The following is an 18,377-nucleotide window of genomic DNA, read 5'->3' as shown; positions in this document are numbered from 1 at the left end:
GTCGACGGGCGGCGCGGGCGCGACCGTCGTGGGCGCGGATCCCGCCACCCGCGTCAGCGCCGAGTGGGCGGCCTGGGCGAACGGCGTGGCCGTGCGCGAGCTCGACTACCACGACACGTTCCTCGCCGCGGAGTACTCGCACCCGGGCGACAACATCCCGCCGATCCTCGCCGCCGCGCAGCACGCCGCCGCGGCCGGCCGGCCCGACGGCCGCGCGCTCACGGGCGCCGACGTGGTCCGCGGCATCGCGACCGGCTACGAGATCCAGGTCGACCTCGTGAAGGCCATCAGCCTGCACGCGCACAAGATCGACCACGTCGCGCACCTCGGCCCGTCGGCCGCGGCCGGCATCGGCACGCTCCTCGGCCTCGATCAGGAGACGGTCTTCCAGGCCATCGGCCAGGCCCTGCACACCACCACGGCCACGCGGCAGTCGCGCAAGGGCGCGATCAGCACGTGGAAGGCGCACGCGCCCGCGTTCGCCGGGAAGATGGCCGTCGAGGCGATCGACCGGGCGATGCGCGGCCAGACCAGCCCGACCCCCATCTACGAGGGCGAGGACGGCGTCATCGCGTGGCTCCTCGACGGGCCAGACGCCTCCTACGACGTGCCGCTGCCCGCGCCCGGCGAGGCCAAGCGGGCGATCCTCGACACCTACACGAAGGAGCACTCGGCCGAGTACCAGGCGCAGGCGTGGATCGACCTGGCCCGCCGCCTGCACAACACCCACCCGGTGCTCGCGGATGCCGACGCGATCGACAGCGTGCTCATCCACTCGTCGCACCACACGCACGTGGTGATCGGATCCGGTGCGAACGACCCGCAGAAGTACGACCCGCGCGCCAGCCGCGAGACGCTCGACCACTCGATCCCGTACATCTTCACCGTCGCGCTGCAGGACGGCGCGTGGCACCACGTCGACTCGTACGCCCCCGAGCGCGCCGGCCGCGCCGACACGGTGGACCTCTGGCGCCGCGTCACCACGACCGAGGACCCGGAGTGGACGCGCCGGTACCACTCGATGGATCCGGCCGAGAAGGCGTTCGGCGGCCGGGTGGAGATCCGCCTGACCGACGGCTCGACCATCGTCGACGAGATCGCCGTCGCCGACGCGCACCCGCTCGGCGCCCGGCCGTTCGCGCGCGCAGACTACGTCCTGAACCTCCGCACGCTCGCCGACGGCGTGCTCGAGGATCGCGAGGTCGACCGCTTCCTCGCCCTCGTCGAGCGCCTGCCCGAGCTCACCGCCGACGAGCTCGCCGGCCTCACCGTCACCGCGCGACCCGGGCTGCTCGACGGCGCCGGCTCCCCGAAGGGACTCCTCTAGTGCTGCACTCCACCCTCACCTCCGCGGCCAAGCGCCGCGCGTTCCGCGAGCGGCTCGCGACGGGCGAGCTGCTCCGCCTGCCCGGCGCGTTCAACCCGCTGTCGGCCCGCCTCATCCAGGACAAGGGCATGGACGGCGTCTACATCTCCGGCGCCGTGCTCTCCGCGGATCTCGGCCTGCCCGACATCGGCCTCACCACGCTCACCGAGGTGGCCGGGCGCTCGCAGCAGATCGCGCGCGTCACCGACCTGCCCTGCCTCGTGGACGCGGACACGGGCTTCGGCGAGCCGATGAACGTCGCGCGCACGGTGCAGATGCTCGAGGACGCGGGCGTCGCGGGCCTCCACATCGAGGACCAGGTGAACCCCAAGCGCTGCGGCCACCTCGACGGCAAGCAGGTGGTGGACGAGTCGACGGCGCTGAAGCGGATCCGCGCGGCCGTCGACGCCCGCCGCGACCCCGACCTGCTGGTCATGGCCCGCACCGACGTGCGCGGCGTCGACGGCATGGCCGCCGCGGTCGACCGTGCTCGCGCGCTCGTGGACGCCGGAGCCGACGCGATCTTCCCCGAGGCGATGGCCGACCTCGCCGAGTTCGCTGGCGTGCGCGCCGCGGTCGACGTGCCGATCCTCGCCAACATGACCGAGTTCGGGAAGAGCGAGCTGTTCACGACGCAGCAGCTCGCGGACGTCGGCGTGAACATCGTCATCTACCCCGTCTCGCTGCTGCGGCTCGCGATGGGCGCCGCCGAGCGCGGCCTCGACGCGATCCTCGAGGAGGGCACGCTCGCGTCGAAGGTGCCCGAGATGCAGACCCGCGCGCGCCTCTACGAGCTCCTCGACTACGCCGGCTACAGCGCCTTCGACGAGGACGTCTTCACCTTCACGCTGGAGGGGAACCGCGGCGGGGCGTGATCCTCAGTCGCGTTCGTCGGGGCCCCGGAGGGACCCGTCGAGCGCCACGCCCAGCATCAGGAAGGCCAGCAGGATCCCCATGGCGAGCGACGTGAGCAGGTGCCCCGCGCGACTGACCGCGCCCACCGCGCGGGATCGGGCGGCGGGGCGGGTGGGCATCCGGCGAGGCTAGCGGCGGGCGGCCCGCGCGACGCCGGAGCGTGCACACGCTCCGGGCGTCACAGCCGCGGATCCACCGGCTCGGACTCCATCGCGAGCACGCCGAAGACCGCCTGGTGCACGCGCCACGTCGGCTCGCCCGCGACGAAGCGCTCGACCGCCTCGACGCCGAGCGCGTACTCGCGGAGGGCCATCGACCGCTTGTGGCCGACGTCGCGGTCGCGCAGGCGGCGGAGGTTCGCGGGCTCCGTGTAGTCGGGGCCGTAGACGATCCGCAGGTACTCGCGGCCGCGCACCTTGATGCCCGGCTGGGCGAGCGCCTTCCGCCCGCGGACGAGACCCGCGAGGGGCTTCACGACCATGCCCTCGCCGCCCGCGTCCGTCAGCTCCTGCCACCAGCGCGTGGCGGCCTCCTCGGACTCCGGCGAGGCGAGGTCGACCTCGAGGGAGCGCGTGGGCACGACGAGGCCCGGATCCGCGTCCGCCAGGCGCCCGGCCAGCGCGAGATGCCAGGAGTGCTCGCGTGCGAGGTGGGTCGCGCCCTCGGTGGCGAGGAGCTGGAACGGCGCGAGGCGCACGTCGTCGAGGCCGTCGTAGGGCGCGGCGTGCCGGCGGTACGCGGCGACGTAGCCCTCCGCGTCGGCGGCCCGGGCGCGCGTGCGGTCGAGGAGGTCGGCGACGTCGATGCCCGACGCGGCGGCCTGCTCCAGCACGCGCACCGCGGCGGGCAGCGCGGCGGTGGCGGCGGCGCCGACGGACGCGTACTGGTCGCGGATCAGCGGCCCCGCCTTCATCGACCACGGCAGCAGCTCGGCGTCGAGGAGCAGCCACGACGTGTCGAGCTCCGCCCAGAGGCCGGCCGTCTCCACGGCGGCGTCGAGCCGGGCGAGCAGGGCGTCCGTGTCGGCGGCGTCGAAGAACGGACGGCCGGTGCGCGTGTGCACGACGCCGCGCCAGCCGGCGGGCGCGTCGAAGCGGGCGGGGTCGCGGGTGAGGAGCACGACCGCGCGGGATCCCATGTGCTTCTCCTCGCAGATCACGCGCTCGAGCCCGTCGCGCCGGTACGCCTCGAAGGCCTCGGCCGGGTGCTCGAGCACGTCGTCGCGGGACGAGGTCGCGGGCGGGCTCATCGTGGGCGGCAGGTAGAGGAGGTGCCGCGGGTCGACGGCGAAGCGGCTCATGGTCTCGAGGGCGCCGGCGGCGGCGTCCTCGCGGATCCCGACCCGGCCGAACGCGCGCGTCTCGACCACCTGCTTGCCGAGCACGTCGTCGATCCGCAGCAGCCCCGGGTCGCGCACGTCGTCGGCGGCAGCGGATCCGGCGGCAGCTGACGACGCGTACCGGCGTCCGAGCGGCACGGTCGGCTCCGACCAGACGCGCTCGGCGGGCACGGCGACGACCTCCCGCTCGGGCCAGCGGAGGGCGGTGAGCTCGCCGCCGAAGACGCATCCGGTGTCGAGGCACATGGTGCCGTTGACCCACTCGGTGCCGACCCCGGCGACGTGCCCGTAGAGGACCGTCGCGGATCCGCGGTAGTCGAGCGCCCAGTCGCGGCGCACGGGCAGGCCGTGCTCGTCGGTCTCGCCGATCGTGGCGTCGCCCCAGAGCGCGAACGCGCGCACGCGTCCGGACGCGCGGCCCTGGTACGCCTCGATGAGGCCGGCGTGCGCGACCACGAGGTCCCCGCCGTCGAGCACGAGGTGGGAGACGAGCTCGCGGCAGAACCGCTCGACGTCGACGCGGAACGCCTCGTCCTCCTCGGCGAGCTGGGCGAGCGACTCGGCGAGGCCGTACGCGACCCGCACCTTCTTCCCCTGCAGCGCCTTCACGAGCTTGTCCTCGTGGTTGCCGGGCACCGCGAAGGCGTGGCCGGCGCGCACCATGCCCATCGCGAGGCGGAGCACCCCCGGGGTGTCGGGTCCGCGGTCGACGAGATCGCCGAGGAACACGACACGGCGTCCCTCGGGGTGCGCGGCGTCGACGGGCCGACCCCGCTCGTCGCGCTGGATCTCGTAGCCCAGCTCTCCGAGCAGCGTCTCGAGCTCCGCGCGGCAGCCGTGCACGTCGCCGATCGCGTCGAAGGGGCCGCGCTCGTGCCGGAGGTCGTTGAGGAGCGGCTCGACCGTGAAGCGCGCGGACGCGATCTCGTCCACGCCGCGGAGCACGTGCACCTTGCGGAAGCCCTCGCGGCCGAGGCCCTTGAGCGACCGCTGCAGCTGGTCGTGCTGCCGCTTCACGACGGAGGCGCCGAACGTGCGGTCCGTGCGGGCGGCGTTCCGCTCCACGCACACGCCGACCGGCACGTCGAGCACGATCGCGACGGGCAGCACGTCGTGGTCCCGGGCGAGCTGCACGAGGGACCGGCGCGACTCGGCCTGCACGTTCGTCGCGTCGATCACGGTCATCAGCCCCCGGCGGAGGCGGTGCGCGGCGACGTGCCGCAGCGCCTCGAAGGCGGCGGCCGTCGCGCTCTGGTCGTTCTCGTCGTTCGAGACGAGGCCGCGGAAGACGTCGCTCGACAGCACCTCGTACGGGCCGAAGTGGGTGCGGGCGAAGGTGGACTTGCCGGATCCGCTCGCGCCGACGAGCAGCACGAGCGACATGCGCGGGATGGGCAGCGCGGCGGTGGCGGGGGCGTCGGTCATCGCGTGGCCTTCCGGAACAGGGCGAGCTGGGTAGGGGAGCCGTGGACGGGATCCGCGTCGCCGACGGGCCGGATCTCGACGCGGTAGCCGTAGCGGCCGGCCACGCGCTCCGCCCACGCGGCGAACTCGGCGCGGGTCCACTCGAACCGGTGGTCGGGGTGGCGGAGGGCGCCCGCGGCGAGGCCCGGGTAGAGCGCGTTGTGCTCGGCGTTCGGGGTCGTGACGACGACGGCGGCGGGGGACGCGGATCCGAACACGCTCGCCTCGAGGGCACCGTGCCGGTCGGGGTCCACGTGCTCGATCACCTCCATCAGCACGATCGCGTCGAGGCCGGCGATGCGGGGGTCCTCGTAGGTCGCGGACGACGGGAGGAGCTGGATCCGCTCGCGCGCCCGGTCGCTCGCGTCGCGCAGGCCGAGGCGACGGGCGGCGGCCTCCAGGTCGGAGATGGAGACGTCGGTGCCGATGATGCGCGTGAACGCCGGGTCCGCCACCAGGTGCGCGAGCAGCGCCCCGGATCCGCAGCCGACGTCGGCGACCGTGCGCGCCCCGACCTCGGTGAGGACCGCGTGCACCGTCTCGGCCCGCAGGCGGGCGAGCGAGGGGGAGCGCGGCGCGGGGGCGGCGGCATCCACGGGGGCGGTCGCATCCGCGAGCGCGTCGGGCCCCGCGTCGAGTCGGCCGTCCGCCGCGCCCACGAGGTCGCGCTGGTGCGCCAGGTACCGGCGCGTGATGAGGTCGCGCGATGGGTGCTCCGCCAGCCAGCCCTCGCCGGCGCGGAGGAGCTTGCCCACCTCGTCGTCGGACACCCAGTAGTGCTTGCCGTCGTCGAGCACGGGCAGCAGCACGTAGAGGTGGCGGAGGGCGTCGGCCAGGCGGACCTCGCCGGTGAGCACGAGGTCGACGTAGCGGGAGTCGCCCCAGCCGGGGAACGCGGGATCCAGCGGCACGGGCGTCGCCTCCACCCGCCAGCCGAGCGGCGCGAACAGGTCGCACACGAGGTCGGCGCCGCCGCGCGCAGGCAGCGCGGCGACGGTGACCGTCAGCGGGAGGGCGCCCGCCGCGAGCTCGGGGAAGCTGTCGCTGCGGCCGCCCATCGCCGTGCGGAAGACCTGCCCGAGCGCGACCGCGAGCATCGACGATGACGCGTACGGCCGGTCGTTCACGTAGTGGGTGATGCTCGCTGCGCCCGCGCTCCGGAACCGCTTGTCGCGGACGAGCGCGATCGGATCCACCTCCAGCAGCAGCGCGACCGTGCACCGGTCGTCGGTCGCCTCCGGGTAGAGGACGTGCGCGGTGCCGACGGCGAGGTCGAAGGCCTGCGCCTTCGCCGGGTGCTTGCGGAGCAGGTGGCTGAGGTCGGACGCCGACGGCGCCGTCGAGGTGAGGGTGATGAGCACGGCGGTCTCTCTCGTGGGGGATGCGACCCGGTGCGGAGGCCTGGAGCCACCGTAGCGAGCGGGGGATCCCCGCGGGGCCGCGCCACACGGCCCCCTCACCGGGAGTTCCGTCGGCGCGGGTGCGCGTGGTCTGCTGGGCGGGACGAGGAGACCGCATGCGACGAGCACCCGCACGAGCACGGACCAGCGCGAGCACGATCGCTGTCGCAGCCGCCCTCGGAGCGCTCCTCGCGGGATGCGCCACCAGCCCGGCGGAGGCGCCCGCCGACGCCGCCGCCGCGGCGTCACCCGTCCCCGGGTCGGCGGAGATCGCCACCTACCGCGACGACGGCGACGGCATGGAGGCGCTCCTGACCGGCACGCTCGTCGAGCGCGACGGCTGCCTCTACCTCGAGACGCCGGGCTACGCGCCCGACGGCGGCTCCGCCCACTGGCTGCCGATCCTCCCCGAGCGCACGACCCGGTGGGACGGCACGACCCTCGCCCTCGGCGACGAGTCCCACCGGGTGGGCGACGAGGTCAGCCTGGGCGGCGGCGTGTCCTCCGAGCCGACGTCCCCGTACGACCTCTCCGGCATGGAGGGGATCCCGGACGCGTGCAGCACCGAGTACGCCTGGCTCGCCGGGCCGCCCCGAGAGCCGGCCGCCGGATGACCCGCGACACCGGCGGGGCCGCCGTCGCGCGCCGTCCGCGGCTCCTCCTCCGTGCCGTGCTCCTCGGCGGGATCCCGCTGGTCGCCATGTCGGCGATCGCCGCGTATCTGCTCGCGGACGGGCGGACCGCCGACGGCCGCTCGACCCTCGCGGTCGGCGTCATCGTCGCTGCGACCGCGGCCGGCTCGCTCCTCTACCAGGTGGACCGCTGGAGCCTCACCCGGCAGTCCGTCACGCACTTCGTCCTGATGCTCGCGACGGTCCTCCCCGGGCTCCTGCTGAGCGGCTGGTTCCGGGTGGACACCGCGGGCGGCGTGCTCGCGGTCGTCGGCATCTTCCTCGCCACGGGCCTCGTGCTCTGGACGACGCTGTACGTCGTGATGACGGCGGTCGAGCGGCGGCGGGATGCGCGGGCTGCGGTCCGCCCGTAGCGGCGGCGACCCGTGTCGCGACGCGCGGTCTGCCGGTCAGACCGCGCCGACCGCCGCCACCACCTCCGCGACGGCCCGCTCCACCTCGGCCCCACCGCGTCCCGGTCGCCCGACTCGGAGTCGTGCACGAAGGCCATGGCGCCTCTGCGCGCGCCGCAGTACTCGAGGATCCCGTGACCGATCTGCGTCTCGAACGCGGAGAGGTAGCCGTGCCGGGCGAAGGCCTCCTGGCTCGTGCCGGAGACGGGCACGAGGTGCACGGTGAGGCGCTGCAGCCGCTTCTCGATGCGTCCGTCGTCGTCGATTCCGAAGGCCCAGCCGGCGATGAACGTCCGGTCGATCCAGCCCTTCAGCAGCGCGGGCATCGACCACCACCACACGGGGAAGACGAGCACGACGTGGTCCACGGCGTCTAGGCGCGCCTGCTCCGCGACCACGTCCGCGGGCGCCGGGGAGTCGCCGGCGTACGCGCGCCGGTCGGCCATGCCGAACACGGGGTCGAAGCCCTCCTGCGCGAGGTGCGCGGTCGCGACGCCGGACGCGCCGAGCGCGTCGACGAGCTGGCGGGCGACGGCGTGGGTGAGGGAGTCGGTGTCGGGGTGGGCGGTGACGATGAGCGCGGTCATCCGCCCATCCGATCACGGACGCCCGGGCGTCGCGTCAGTCGAGCTCGCCCGCCCGGTCGTCCTCCTGCAGCAGCCGCCGGGCGGCGATCCCGATGATCGCGCTGTACGTCGGGTACGCGAACCGCACGTGCGCGAGGGTGGCGACGTCGACGCCCGCGGCCATCGCGGTGGTGACCGACTGGATCACCTCGACCGCGTTCTCGCCCACGGCGTGCGCGCCGAGGATGAGCTCACGGCGGCGGTCGGCGATGAGGAGGAGGAAGCCGGCCTCGCGGTCGTCGATCACGGCGCGGTCGACCTCGGCGAACGGCACCCGCGCGACCACGCACGCGCTGTCGCGCTCGCGCGCCTCCGCCTGCGTGAGGCCGACGCCCGCGTAGTCGGGGTCGGTGAAGCCGCCGGCCGGGAGGAGCTGCAGCGGGATCCGCCGGTTGACGCCCAGCACCGCGTTCTCCGCCGCGGCCTCGCCCTCGGACTGCGCCGCCTGCACGAGCATGTCCTTCCCGTTGGCGTCGCCCACCGCGAGGATGTGCGGCACGCGCGTGCGGAGGTAGCGGTCGACCGGGATCGCCGAGCGCTCCACCTCCAGCCCCGCATGCTCGAGCCCAAGGTCCTCGACGTCGGCGGGCCAGCCCGTGGCCATGATCACGGCGTCGAAGCTGGAAGACTGCGGGCGGTCGCCGTCGCGCCAGAGCAGGGTGATGGATCCGTCGCCGGTCTTCGTCAGGCCCGTCACCGTGTCGATGCCCGTGTGCACGCGCACGCCCTGCGCGGTGAACGCGTCGGCGACGGCCTCGGAGATCGCCTCGTCGGACGCGGTGAGCACGCGCGGGGCGACGTCGAGCAGCGTCACCTCCGAGCCGAACGAGCGGAACACGGTGACGAGCTGCGCGCCCGTGTTGCCCGCGCCGATGACCGCCAGACGACGGGGGATCCCCGGCAGCGCGAGCACGTCCTCGGGCACGGTCGCGAGCTCGGCGCCGGGCACGGGCAGGCGGCGCGAGTGGCCGCCGACGCACACGATGATCGAGCCCGCGGTGATCCGCCGGCCGCTATCGAGCACGAGCGTCCGGTCGTCGACGAACCGCGCGCGGCCCTCGTGGATCAGCGTCACGCCCGCCGCGCGGAACCGCTCGGCCTCGTCCTTGAGCGACCGCACGCGGTCGACCTGCTCGTGCACGCGCGCGACGATCGAGGGCCAGTGCGGCGTCGGATCGCCCACGCCGATCCCGTTCTCGCCCGCGGACCGCACCTCGCGCACGAGCCGCGCGGTCTTCGCGAGCACCCGCGTGGGCACGCACCCGGTGTTGACGCACGTGCCGCCGACGCGTCCGGCCTCCAGCACGACGACGGATGCGCCGAGCTCGGCCGCGCGGAGGGCGGCGGCGGTGCCCGCGGGTCCGGCGCCGATGACGGCGACGTCGTAGCGCTCGGGCTCGGTCGCCGCGCCGGGCTGGGCGTCGGTCGCGGGATCGGCGTGGTCGGTGCTCTCGGGCATGGCGTCCTCCGGGTCGGCGCTGCGGTGCGGGCGGCGCCGCGGGAGCGCCTGCTCGTGAGGCTACCGAGCGGAGGCCGCCGGGACCGGGTGCGGAGCCGCCCGTCACGTGGGGCGCGACGCCCGTCGCCTCCTCCCCAGCCCGCCATCGCGCGTCCACCGCCTCGGCCACGGGCGGCCCTCGCCCGCGCGGCACCTGCCCCGATACAGTGACGAACGCACCCGGAGGCGACTCGATCCGCCCGACCACGCGGGTGCGGCATGACGCGAAGGAGCACCATGACCGACATCCGCAAGGGCCTCGCCGGCGTCGTCGTCGACACGACCGCCATCAGCAAGGTCGAGCCGGCCACCAACTCCCTCCTCTACCGCGGCTACCCCGTGCAGGAGCTCGCCGCGCACTGCTCCTTCGAGCAGGTCGCGTACCTCCTGTGGCACGGCGAGCTGCCGACCGACGAGGAGCTCGCGCACTTCGAGAACCAGGAGCGCGCGGAGCGACAGCCGGCGGACGCGGTGCTGCGGATCATCGACGCGCTGCCCGTGGACGCGCACCCCATGGATGTCCTCCGCACGGCGGTCAGCGCGATCGGCGCCGCCGATCCCGCGCCCGAGGACCACTCGGCCGACGCCGACCTCGAGCGCTCCGTGCGGCTCCTCGCGCAGATCCCCGTGCTCATCGCCTACGACCAGCGCCGCCGCCAGGGCCTCGCGCCCGTCGAGCCGCGCGACGACCTCGGCCTCGCCGAGAACCTGCTGCTCATGGTGCACGGCGAGCGCCCCACGGAGGCGGACGCGAAGGCCATGGAGGTGTCGCTGATCCTCTACGCCGAGCACTCCTTCAACGCCTCCACGTTCACGGCCCGCGTCATCACCTCGACCCTCGCCGACCTGCACTCCGCCGTCACGGGCGCTATCGGCGCGCTCAAGGGCCCGCTGCACGGCGGCGCGAACGAGGCCGTGCTTGAGACGCTCGACGAGATCGGCGACGCAGCGCGGGTCGAGGCGTGGCTCGACGAGGCCCTCGCCGCCAAGCGCAAGGTCATGGGCTTCGGCCACCGCGTCTACCGCGCGGGCGACTCGCGCGTGCCGACGATGAAGGCCGCGCTCGACGACCTCGTGGTCGTGCGCGTCGAGGCCGGCGGTGAGACGGGGGAGTCCGCCCGCCGCACGATGGAGCTGTACGACGCGCTCGAGCGCGGCATGGCCGAGCGCACCGGGATCCTGCCGAACCTCGACTACCCGTCCGGCCCCGCCTACGCGCTCCTCGGCTTCGAGACCCGCGCCTTCACGCCGCTCTTCGTCGCCGCGCGCGTGGTCGGCTGGACGGCGCACATCGTCGAGCAGCGGGCGTCGAACTCGCTGATCCGTCCGCTGTCGGAGTACGACGGGGCGGCGGAGCGGCACCTCTCCTGACCGTCGCGCAGGCGCGGCCCGAGTTCGTAGGTGGTGGACGACCCGAACGATTCGGGCAGTTCGATCACGTCGTCGTCGTCGTCGCCGTCCTCGCCGTCGCGTATGTGCAGGACTCGGGGCGGAGTCCGAGTGCCTCGGCTGCACCCGTCGACGTGCGAAGCGTGATTCCCAACCCCTTCGGAGACCCCGTCTAGCAGGCGCTCCCCGCCCGCCTCCGTCCGCAGTCACACGCGGGTTGTCGTGTCGAGCGTGACGATGCCCGACGTTCTGGTGACCATCGCTGCCGATTGGCTGGCGCGTGGACCTGAATGGATGCTGAGTGCGGCCGACTGCGGCTATCAATGATGCGCGCCTTCATTCGGCTACGAGGGGTAGCCGGGGCGCTCTGCCTGAAAGGTCGATCGTGCCCATCCAAACGAGAACCGCCCTGGCCGCTGCTGCAACCTGCGCTCTCATCACTACTTCACTACTGACTGCCATGCCTGCCTCAGCGGCGACGCCCGCTCAACCTGGACTCGCCGCAGCCCTGTCCGTCGGAGCTCCGGTCGACGCCCCTGCCTATGACCCATCGGTTCCGGCTCCTGGCCCTGGCGACCTCACCTGGTCCCAGGTGCCGTCCGCAGGCAGCGAGACGGCCACGTTCTCAGCTCCGTCATCCACGGGTTCCGTCAGCAAGCAGGCTGTCTCGCCGACCGCCGCTGCAAACGGTCAGAGCTGCTCCATCGACACGGGCAACGTGTACAAGCGCAAGTCCGGGGGGATCTACCCGTACGGTGCAGTGGGCGGCCACCCAGCTACGCAGTGCACCGTGGTGATGGCCCAGATCTCGCAGACCACTGAGCTGTACAAGACGGTGTGGTGGGGGTTGCAGAAGGTGGCGGGGCCCTTCAACTCGGTCAACGCAGGTCAGGGCCGACTCGAGCAGACCTCGCCGATTCGCAAGTGCGACGACCTCCGTGACACGACCTTCCGCATGATCGTGCGCAGCACGGGTACCTTCCCCACCGGCAGCACCGGCACCGCGTCCGCCTATGAGGAGGCCACGCTCCCCTGCGGCACCAACCCGTGACCTGAGTCGGCGGGGGCTTCACCGCCCCCGCCGACGTGCGAGCTACCCGCGGGCAGGCCCGAACTCGACGTGCCCCGGCCCGCGGTCGTAGCGGTAGCCGACTCGGAAGCTCGTGTAGATGACGCCCTGCGGGAACTGCGCTTCCACCTCGTCCGCGAACTGCGACGCCTCGGGCTCGGTCGCGAAGACACCGAGAACGGTGTTGTGCGGCGATTCATCATGCAAGACGATCCAGACTTCGGCAGGTGCCGGGGACGTCTGACGACGACTGCTCTTTCGCGAATTCCACACCTATTCAGGATGAACCTCGAGCCGCGTCTCCTGCAACCGCCTCGGCCCTTCGTCCCGCGCGGGACGGGTGACCCGAATCAAGTGCGCGTCGATGTGTCGCCGTCGATCGTCCGGTTCCGCGGTCGTGTGCTCAGCGTCACGATCAAGCGCCCCGCCGAGACGATCCCGGCGGGGCTTGTCGCTGCGCTCCTCGCCCGTGAGGACGCGGAGGCCGTGTCGGCCCGCGTCGCTGAGCATTGCGGGGTGCCGTCAGCTCCCACTCTGCGGTGATGGGGTCGGAGACGGTTTCCCACCTCGCGGTGGGCCAACGGATGAGGCACCGAAGCTGTGCCGCACCACCCCACCTGCACCCCCCCCGTCACACGGCCGGGACCGCTCCCGCCGAGCATTACGATGGAGCCCATGTCCCGCGGCGAGCCCTTCTACATCACCACGCCGATCTTCTACGTGAACGACGTCCCGCACATCGGGCACGCGTACACGGAGGTCGCCGCCGACGTGCTCGCCCGCTGGCACCGCCAGCGCGGCGACGACACCTGGTTCCTCACGGGCACCGACGAGCACGGGCAGAAGATCCTCCGCACGGCCACCGCGAACGACACGACGCCGAAGGCCTGGGCCGACCGCCTCGTCACCGAGAGCTGGCAGCCGCTGCTCGAGGCCGTCGACATCTCCAACGACGACTTCATCCGCACCACCGACGCCCGCCACGAGGAGAGCGTCAAGGTCTTCCTGCAGCGCCTGCACGACGCCGGGTTCATCTACACAGGCGAGTACAAGGGCTACTACTGCGTCGGCTGCGAGGAGTACAAGCAGCCGTCCGACCTCCTCGAGGGCACGGGTCCGTTCGAGGGCCAGCTCGTCTGCGCCATCCACTCGAAGCCGGTCGAGCTGCTGGAGGAGAAGAACTACTTCTTCCGCATGAGCGACTTCGGCGAGCGGCTGCTGGCGTTCTACGAGGAACGGCCCGACTTCATCCAGCCGGAGAGCGCCCGCAACGAGATCCTCTCCTTCGTGCGCCGCGGCCTCGAGGACCTCTCCATCTCGCGCTCCAGCTTCGACTGGGGCATCCCGATCCCGTGGGACGAGAGCCACGTCGTCTACGTGTGGTTCGAGGCGCTGATGAACTACGTCACGGCCATCGGCTACGGCGTCGACGACGACGCGTTCCATCGCCGCTGGCCCGCCACGCACCTCGTGGGCAAGGACATCCTGCGGTTCCACGCCGTCATCTGGCCCGCCATGCTCATGGCGCTCGGCGAGGAGCCGCCCCGCCGCGTCTTCGGCCACGGCTGGCTGCTCGTCGGCGGCGAGAAGATGTCGAAGTCGAAGCTGACGGGCATCGTGCCGCAGACCATCACCGACACCTTCGGCATCGACGCGTTCCGCTACTACTTCATGCGCGCCTTCGCCTTCGGGCAGGACGGCTCGTTCAGCTGGGAGGACCTCAGCGCCCGCTACCAGGCCGAGCTCGCCAACGGCTTCGGCAACCTCTCCTCCCGCGTGATCGCCATGGTCGGCCGCTACTTCGACGGCCGGATCCCCGAGGCGAACGAGCTCACCGAGGCGGATCTGCGCGTGCAGAGCGTCGCGCGCGCCGCCGCATCCACCGCGGACGACGCCATCGAGCGGCTCGCGATCCACGAGTCGCTTGCCGCGGTCTGGACTCTGGTCGACGAGCTCAACGGCTACATCACGAGCCAGGAGCCCTGGGCCCTCGCGAAGAAGGACGAGGACCGCGCGCGGCTCGAGACCGTGCTGCACACCGCGGTCCGCGGCCTCGGCACGCTCGCCGTGCTGCTCGCCCCCGTGCTCCCCGGCGCCACCGCCAAGCTCTGGACCGCGCTCGGCGGCACCGGCACGGTCGGCCAGCAGCGCATCGACCTCGCCGACGAGTGGACCGGATCCGGCACCGTCACGCCGCTCGACGCGCCCCTGTTCCCGCGCATCGAGCAGGAGACGGTCGCGGCCGGAGCCTGACGCCCGCGGCCGGGCATCCGGACGCTGCGTCCCACCGGGTGCGGCACCCGCCCGTCGGTAGGCTGTGCGGGATGTCCGAATCCAGCTACGTGCGCCAGCGCGACACCTCCTCGGCCCACGGCCAGACGCGCGATCTCACGTACCCGCCGCTGCCCGAGGCGCTCACGGTCCCCGTCTACGACAACCACACGCACCTCGAGATCGCGGACGGCGAGTCGCCCATCGACTTCACCGAGCACCTCGACCGCGCGAGCTCGGTCGGCGTCCGCGGCGTGATCCAGGTCGGCGGCGACCTCGAGACGTCCCGCTGGTCGGCGGAGACCGCGGCGCACGAGCCGCGCATGCTGGCGGCCGTCGCGATCCACCCGAACGAGGCGCCGGGCTACGAGGAGGCGGGCACGCTCGACGACGCGCTGGCCGAGATCCACGAGCTGGCCGGACGACCCCGCGTGCGCGCCGTCGGCGAGACCGGCCTCGACTTCTTCCGCACCGGCGAGGAGGGCCGCGCCGCCCAGCAGCGCTCGTTCGAGGAGCACATCCGCATCGCCAAGGAGCGCGGCATCGCCCTCCAGATCCACGACCGGGATGCGCACGACGAGGTCGTCGAGACGCTGCTGCGCGTCGGCGCCCCCGAGCGCACCGTCTTCCACTGCTTCTCCGGCGACGAGGACCTCGCCCGGATCTGCGCCGAGAACGGCTGGTACATGTCGTTCTCCGGCACGGTCACCTTCAAGAACGCAGCAGATCTCCGCGAGGCGCTCGCCTTCGCGCCGCGTTCGCTGCTGCTGGTGGAGACGGATGCGCCGTTCCTCACGCCCGTGCCGTTCCGCGGGCGGCCGAACGCGCCGTACCTCATCCCGCACACGCTCCGCGCGATGGCCGCGCACCTCGGCACCGACGTGTCGATGCTCGCCGCGCAGATCTCCTCCAACACCGAGCTGGTCTACGGGCGCTGGGACGACGAGCCCGTCACATCGCCGTCGAAGGACCCCGCCGAGATGGATCCGGCGGGCCGCGCGTGAGCGACGAGACGGCCGCCGCCGCGGCGCCCGCTCCCGCCGCGGCCCCGACGCTCCTCGGCCCCGCCGAGATCCGCGACCTCGCCGAGCTGCTCGGCGTCGCGCCCACCAAGAAGCTCGGCCAGAACTTCGTCATCGACGCCAACACCGTGCGCCGCATCGTGCGGGTCGCGCGCGTCGAGGCCGGCACGCACGTGGTGGAGGTGGGGCCGGGCCTCGGATCCCTCACGCTCGGCCTCCTCGAGACCGGCGCCAGCGTCGTCGCCGTGGAGATCGACGGCCGGCTCGCCGAGCAGCTGCCGATCACGGTGGCGCTCTACCAGCCGGACGCCGTGCTCACCGTCGTGCACGAGGACGCGCTCCGCGTCGCCGAGCTGCCCGGGGATCCGACCGCGCTCGTCGCGAACCTGCCCTACAACGTCTCCGTGCCGGTGCTGCTGCACCTGCTCGAGCACTTCCCGGCGATCCGCACGGGCGTCGTCATGGTGCAGGCTGAGGTGGGGCACCGCATCGCCGCGGCGCCCGGATCCAAGGTGTACGGAGCCCCGAGCGTCAAGGCCGCCTGGTACGGCGCCTGGCGCACGGCCGGCCAGGTGAGCCGCCAGGTGTTCTGGCCGGTGCCGAACGTCGACTCGGTGCTCGTCGCGTTCGAGCGGCACGCGGAGCCCTTCGCGTCGGAGGAGCTGCGGAAGCGCACCTTCACGATCGTCGACGCCGCGTTCCAGCAGCGCCGCAAGATGCTCCGCCAGGCGCTCGCGGAGCTGCTCGGCGGGAGCGAGGCGGCGTCGGCCCTCCTCGAGGCCGGCGGGGTCGCCCCCACTTCGCGGGGCGAGCAGCTGAGCGTCCACGACTACCTCCGCGTAGCCCATGCCTGGGCGGGTCGCGACCAGGTCGGGGAGCCTCTCAGCCTCCGCTAGGTTGGAGCACATGACCTCCGCGGCCACCAGCTCCGATGCGGTGCACGCGCGGGCCCCGGGCAAGATCAACGTCTCCCTCACGGTGGGCGCCCTCCAGGAGGACGGCTACCACGACGTCGCCACCGCGTACCAGGCGGTCAGCCTCTACGAGGACGTGTACGCCACCCGCTCCGACGGCTTCTCGGTCGAGTTCGGCGGATCCATCGACACGTCGCGCCTCACCACCGGCGGCGACAACCTCGCCATCCGCGCCGCCCGGCTCCTCGCCCGCAGCACCGGCCACCGCGGCGGCGTGCACCTGCGCATCGAGAAGGACGTGCCCATCGCGGGCGGCATGGGCGGCGGATCCGCGGACGCCGCGGCCACCCTCCTCGCCTGCGACACCCTCTGGGGCACCGAGCGCACGCGCGACCAGCTGCTCGCCCTCGGCGCGGAGCTCGGCGCCGACGTGCCCTTCGCGCTCGCGGGCGGCACCGCCATCGGCACGGGCCGCGGCGACCGCCTGAGCCCCGCGCTCGCCAAGGGCACGTTCCAGTGGGTGCTCGCGATCGCCGAGTTCGGCGTCTCCACGCCCGACGTCTACGGCGAGCTCGACAAGCACCGCGAGCGCCACGCGCAGGACATCTTCCCGGCGCAGCAGATCCCGCAGGTCGACTCGGGCGTGCTGCAGGCGCTGCGGGCGGGGGATCCGCACATGCTCGCCGAGGTCCTCCACAACGACCTCCAGGCGCCCGCGCTCCACCTCGCGCCCGGCCTCGGCGAGGTGCTGCAGCTCGGCGAGGAGAACGGCGCGCTCGCGGGCATCGTCTCCGGATCCGGCCCCACGGTCGCGTTCCTCGCATCCGACCTCGACAGCGCCCTCGAGCTCCAGATCGCGCTGAGCGCGGCCCGCCTCCAGGTGATCCGGGCCACCGGGCCCGTGCACGGCGCCCGCATCATCACGGGCTGACGCGGCCGGCTCCGCCCCATGCGCACGAGGCTGCCCCGCGCCGTCCGTCCGTCCCGTCCCGAGTGGGCGCTCATCGGCATCACCGCGATCTGGGGCGGCACGTTCCTCGCCGTGCACGTCGCCATGGAGCACAGCGGGCCCCTGTTCTTCGTCGGGCTCCGGTTCCTCGCGGCGGGGTTGATCAGCGCGGTCGTCTTCCGTCGGGCGCTCCGGGGGATGCGCCGGATCGACGTGGGCGCCGGCGCGGCGATCGGGGTCATGATCTTCCTCGGCTACGGCCTCCAGACCTACGGCCTGCAGACGATCCCGAGCAGCACCTCCGCGTTCATCACCGCCCTGTACGTGCCGCTGGTGCCGCTCCTGCAGTGGGCGGCGTTCCGGAAGCGGCCGAGCGCGCTCGCCCTCGTGGGCGTCGCGCTCGCCTTCGTCGGGCTCCTGCTCGTCGCTGGTCCGCAGGAGGGCGTGGCGCTGGGTGCGGGGGAGCTGGCGACGCTGGTCAGCACGCTCCCGATCGCTGCGGAGATCATCCTCATCGGCCTGTTCGCGGGTCGCGTCGACGTCGGGCGCGTCACCGTCGTGCAGCTGCTCGTCGCCGGCGCGCTGTCGCTCGCGTGCATGCCCGTGGCCGGCGAGGCGGTCCCGGCGTTCTCGTGGGTGTGGCTCGTCGCGGCGCTCGCGCTGGGGGCGAGCAGCTGCCTGATCCAGCTCACGATGAACTGGGCGCAGCGCTCCGTCTCGCCGACGCGCGCGACCATCATCTACGCGGGCGAGCCGGTCTGGGCGGGCGTCGTCGGACGCGTGGCGGGTGAGCGGCTTCCTGCGCTGGCGATCCTCGGCGCCGCGCTGATCGTCGCGGGCACGCTCGTCAGCGAGCTGAAGCCGCGCTCGCGACGGGAGCCTGAGCCGCGCGAGGACCGCGCGACCGTCGGCTGACGGGCGCCTCGCTGCGTCGCTCCAGAGGATCCGCGACCGGCTAGCTGTAGTTCCCAGTGAGGTTGTGAACGCGTTCGGCGGGCGTGAGTCCGCCGATGCCGGTGTGGGGGCGGTGGTGGTTGTAGTGATGCAGCCAGGCAGGGTAGGTCGCGGCGC

The 18,377-nt window shown here is 73.3% G+C and carries 17 protein-coding genes and 1 pseudogene; 11 read left to right on the top strand and 7 right to left on the bottom strand.

Annotation, left to right across the window (positions count from 1 at the left end):
- A partial coding sequence (locus tag HDR73_RS06760) for an MmgE/PrpD family protein (protein WP_287136294.1) occupies positions 1-1,327 on the top strand: 1,327 nt, incomplete at its 5' end.
- Positions 1,327-2,241 (top strand): methylisocitrate lyase, encoded by a 915-nt coding sequence (prpB, locus tag HDR73_RS06755; RefSeq protein WP_012299605.1) that lies wholly within the window; start codon positions 1,327-1,329, stop codon positions 2,239-2,241. The genes HDR73_RS06760 and prpB, both read left to right, overlap by 1 nt.
- A gap of 3 nt (positions 2,242-2,244) precedes the next feature.
- Here prpB and HDR73_RS06750 read toward each other — a convergent pair whose 3' ends face one another.
- Genes HDR73_RS06750 through HDR73_RS06740 form a run of 3 tightly spaced genes read right to left on the bottom strand, consistent with a single transcriptional unit; the run spans position 2,245 to position 6,445 of the window.
- Positions 2,245-2,400 carry a hypothetical protein gene (locus tag HDR73_RS06750; RefSeq protein WP_158309443.1) on the bottom strand — a complete coding sequence of 52 codons (156 nt, stop codon included), beginning with the start codon at positions 2,398-2,400 and terminating at the stop codon, positions 2,245-2,247.
- Positions 2,401-2,459: 59 nt separating this feature from the next.
- Entirely contained in the window at positions 2,460-5,045 is a 2,586-nt protein-coding gene (locus HDR73_RS06745; RefSeq protein WP_012299604.1) for a polynucleotide kinase-phosphatase, read from the bottom strand.
- On the bottom strand, positions 5,042-6,445 hold the full coding sequence (locus tag HDR73_RS06740) for a 3' terminal RNA ribose 2'-O-methyltransferase Hen1 (RefSeq protein WP_012299603.1): 1,404 nt from the start codon (positions 6,443-6,445) through the stop codon (positions 5,042-5,044). Before HDR73_RS06740 ends, HDR73_RS06745 begins: the two co-directional genes overlap by 4 nt.
- 155 nt (positions 6,446-6,600) lie before the next feature.
- Between HDR73_RS06740 and HDR73_RS06735 the strand changes: the two genes are divergently transcribed.
- A complete protein-coding gene (locus HDR73_RS06735; protein WP_012299602.1) occupies positions 6,601-7,098 on the top strand; it encodes a hypothetical protein in 498 nt (165 codons plus the stop codon).
- Entirely contained in the window at positions 7,095-7,529 is a 435-nt protein-coding gene (locus tag HDR73_RS06730; protein ID WP_012299601.1) for a DUF3021 domain-containing protein, read from the top strand. The genes HDR73_RS06735 and HDR73_RS06730 overlap by 4 nt, the downstream gene beginning before the upstream one ends.
- Before the next feature lie 161 nt (positions 7,530-7,690).
- On the opposite strand, the pseudogene HDR73_RS06725 reads toward HDR73_RS06730, so the two are convergent.
- Both HDR73_RS06725 and HDR73_RS06720 read right to left on the bottom strand, forming a co-directional pair.
- Positions 7,691-8,155 (bottom strand): annotated as a pseudogene (locus HDR73_RS06725) (NAD(P)H-dependent oxidoreductase); the annotation flags it as partial.
- Positions 8,156-8,189: 34 nt separating this feature from the next.
- Positions 8,190-9,653: a dihydrolipoyl dehydrogenase family protein gene (locus HDR73_RS06720; protein WP_012299600.1), complete on the bottom strand. Its 1,464-nt coding sequence runs from the start codon at positions 9,651-9,653 to the stop codon at positions 8,190-8,192.
- 258 nt (positions 9,654-9,911) lie between these two features.
- Between HDR73_RS06720 and HDR73_RS06715 the strand changes: the two genes are divergently transcribed.
- Positions 9,912-11,063, top strand: a complete 1,152-nt coding sequence (locus HDR73_RS06715; protein WP_012299599.1) for a bifunctional 2-methylcitrate synthase/citrate synthase — start codon at positions 9,912-9,914, stop codon at positions 11,061-11,063.
- 736 nt (positions 11,064-11,799) lie between these two features.
- Positions 11,800-12,132, top strand: a complete 333-nt coding sequence (locus HDR73_RS06710; RefSeq protein WP_041464651.1) for a hypothetical protein — start codon at positions 11,800-11,802, stop codon at positions 12,130-12,132.
- Positions 12,133-12,174: 42 nt separating this feature from the next.
- Here the strand turns inward: HDR73_RS06710 and HDR73_RS06705 are convergent, their stop codons facing one another.
- On the bottom strand, positions 12,175-12,357 hold the full coding sequence (locus tag HDR73_RS06705) for a hypothetical protein (RefSeq protein ID WP_012299597.1): 183 nt from the start codon (positions 12,355-12,357) through the stop codon (positions 12,175-12,177).
- Between the two features lie 468 nt (positions 12,358-12,825).
- Between HDR73_RS06705 and metG the strand changes: the two genes are divergently transcribed.
- The 5 genes from metG to HDR73_RS06680 all read left to right on the top strand — a co-directional run bounded on the left by metG (position 12,826) and on the right by HDR73_RS06680 (position 18,221).
- Positions 12,826-14,403, top strand: coding sequence for a methionine--tRNA ligase (metG, locus tag HDR73_RS06700; protein WP_041464650.1), 1,578 nt, complete (start codon positions 12,826-12,828; stop codon positions 14,401-14,403).
- 71 nt (positions 14,404-14,474) lie between these two features.
- Positions 14,475-15,425 carry a TatD family hydrolase gene (locus tag HDR73_RS06695; protein ID WP_041464649.1) on the top strand — a complete coding sequence of 317 codons (951 nt, stop codon included), beginning with the start codon at positions 14,475-14,477 and terminating at the stop codon, positions 15,423-15,425.
- On the top strand, positions 15,422-16,339 hold the full coding sequence (rsmA, locus tag HDR73_RS06690; protein WP_012299593.1) for a 16S rRNA (adenine(1518)-N(6)/adenine(1519)-N(6))-dimethyltransferase RsmA: 918 nt from the start codon (positions 15,422-15,424) through the stop codon (positions 16,337-16,339). Before HDR73_RS06695 ends, rsmA begins: the two co-directional genes overlap by 4 nt.
- Before the next feature lie 10 nt (positions 16,340-16,349).
- On the top strand, positions 16,350-17,288 hold the full coding sequence (locus HDR73_RS06685) for a 4-(cytidine 5'-diphospho)-2-C-methyl-D-erythritol kinase (protein WP_012299592.1): 939 nt from the start codon (positions 16,350-16,352) through the stop codon (positions 17,286-17,288).
- An 18-nt stretch (positions 17,289-17,306) separates the two neighbouring features.
- Positions 17,307-18,221, top strand: a complete 915-nt coding sequence (locus HDR73_RS06680) for a DMT family transporter (protein ID WP_012299591.1) — start codon at positions 17,307-17,309, stop codon at positions 18,219-18,221.
- A gap of 40 nt (positions 18,222-18,261) precedes the next feature.
- Here the strand turns inward: HDR73_RS06680 and HDR73_RS06675 are convergent.
- Positions 18,262-18,377, bottom strand: a 116-nt coding sequence (locus tag HDR73_RS06675; protein ID WP_287136295.1) for an integrase core domain-containing protein, incomplete at its 5' end; no start/stop codon positions are given.

Source organism: Clavibacter sp. (assembly GCF_014802555.1).
Lineage (GTDB): Bacteria > Actinomycetota > Actinomycetes > Actinomycetales > Microbacteriaceae > Clavibacter > Clavibacter sepedonicus.
The sequence above is the reverse complement of the archived record's forward strand: the minus strand, read 5'-3'. Positions and strand labels throughout refer to the sequence as shown.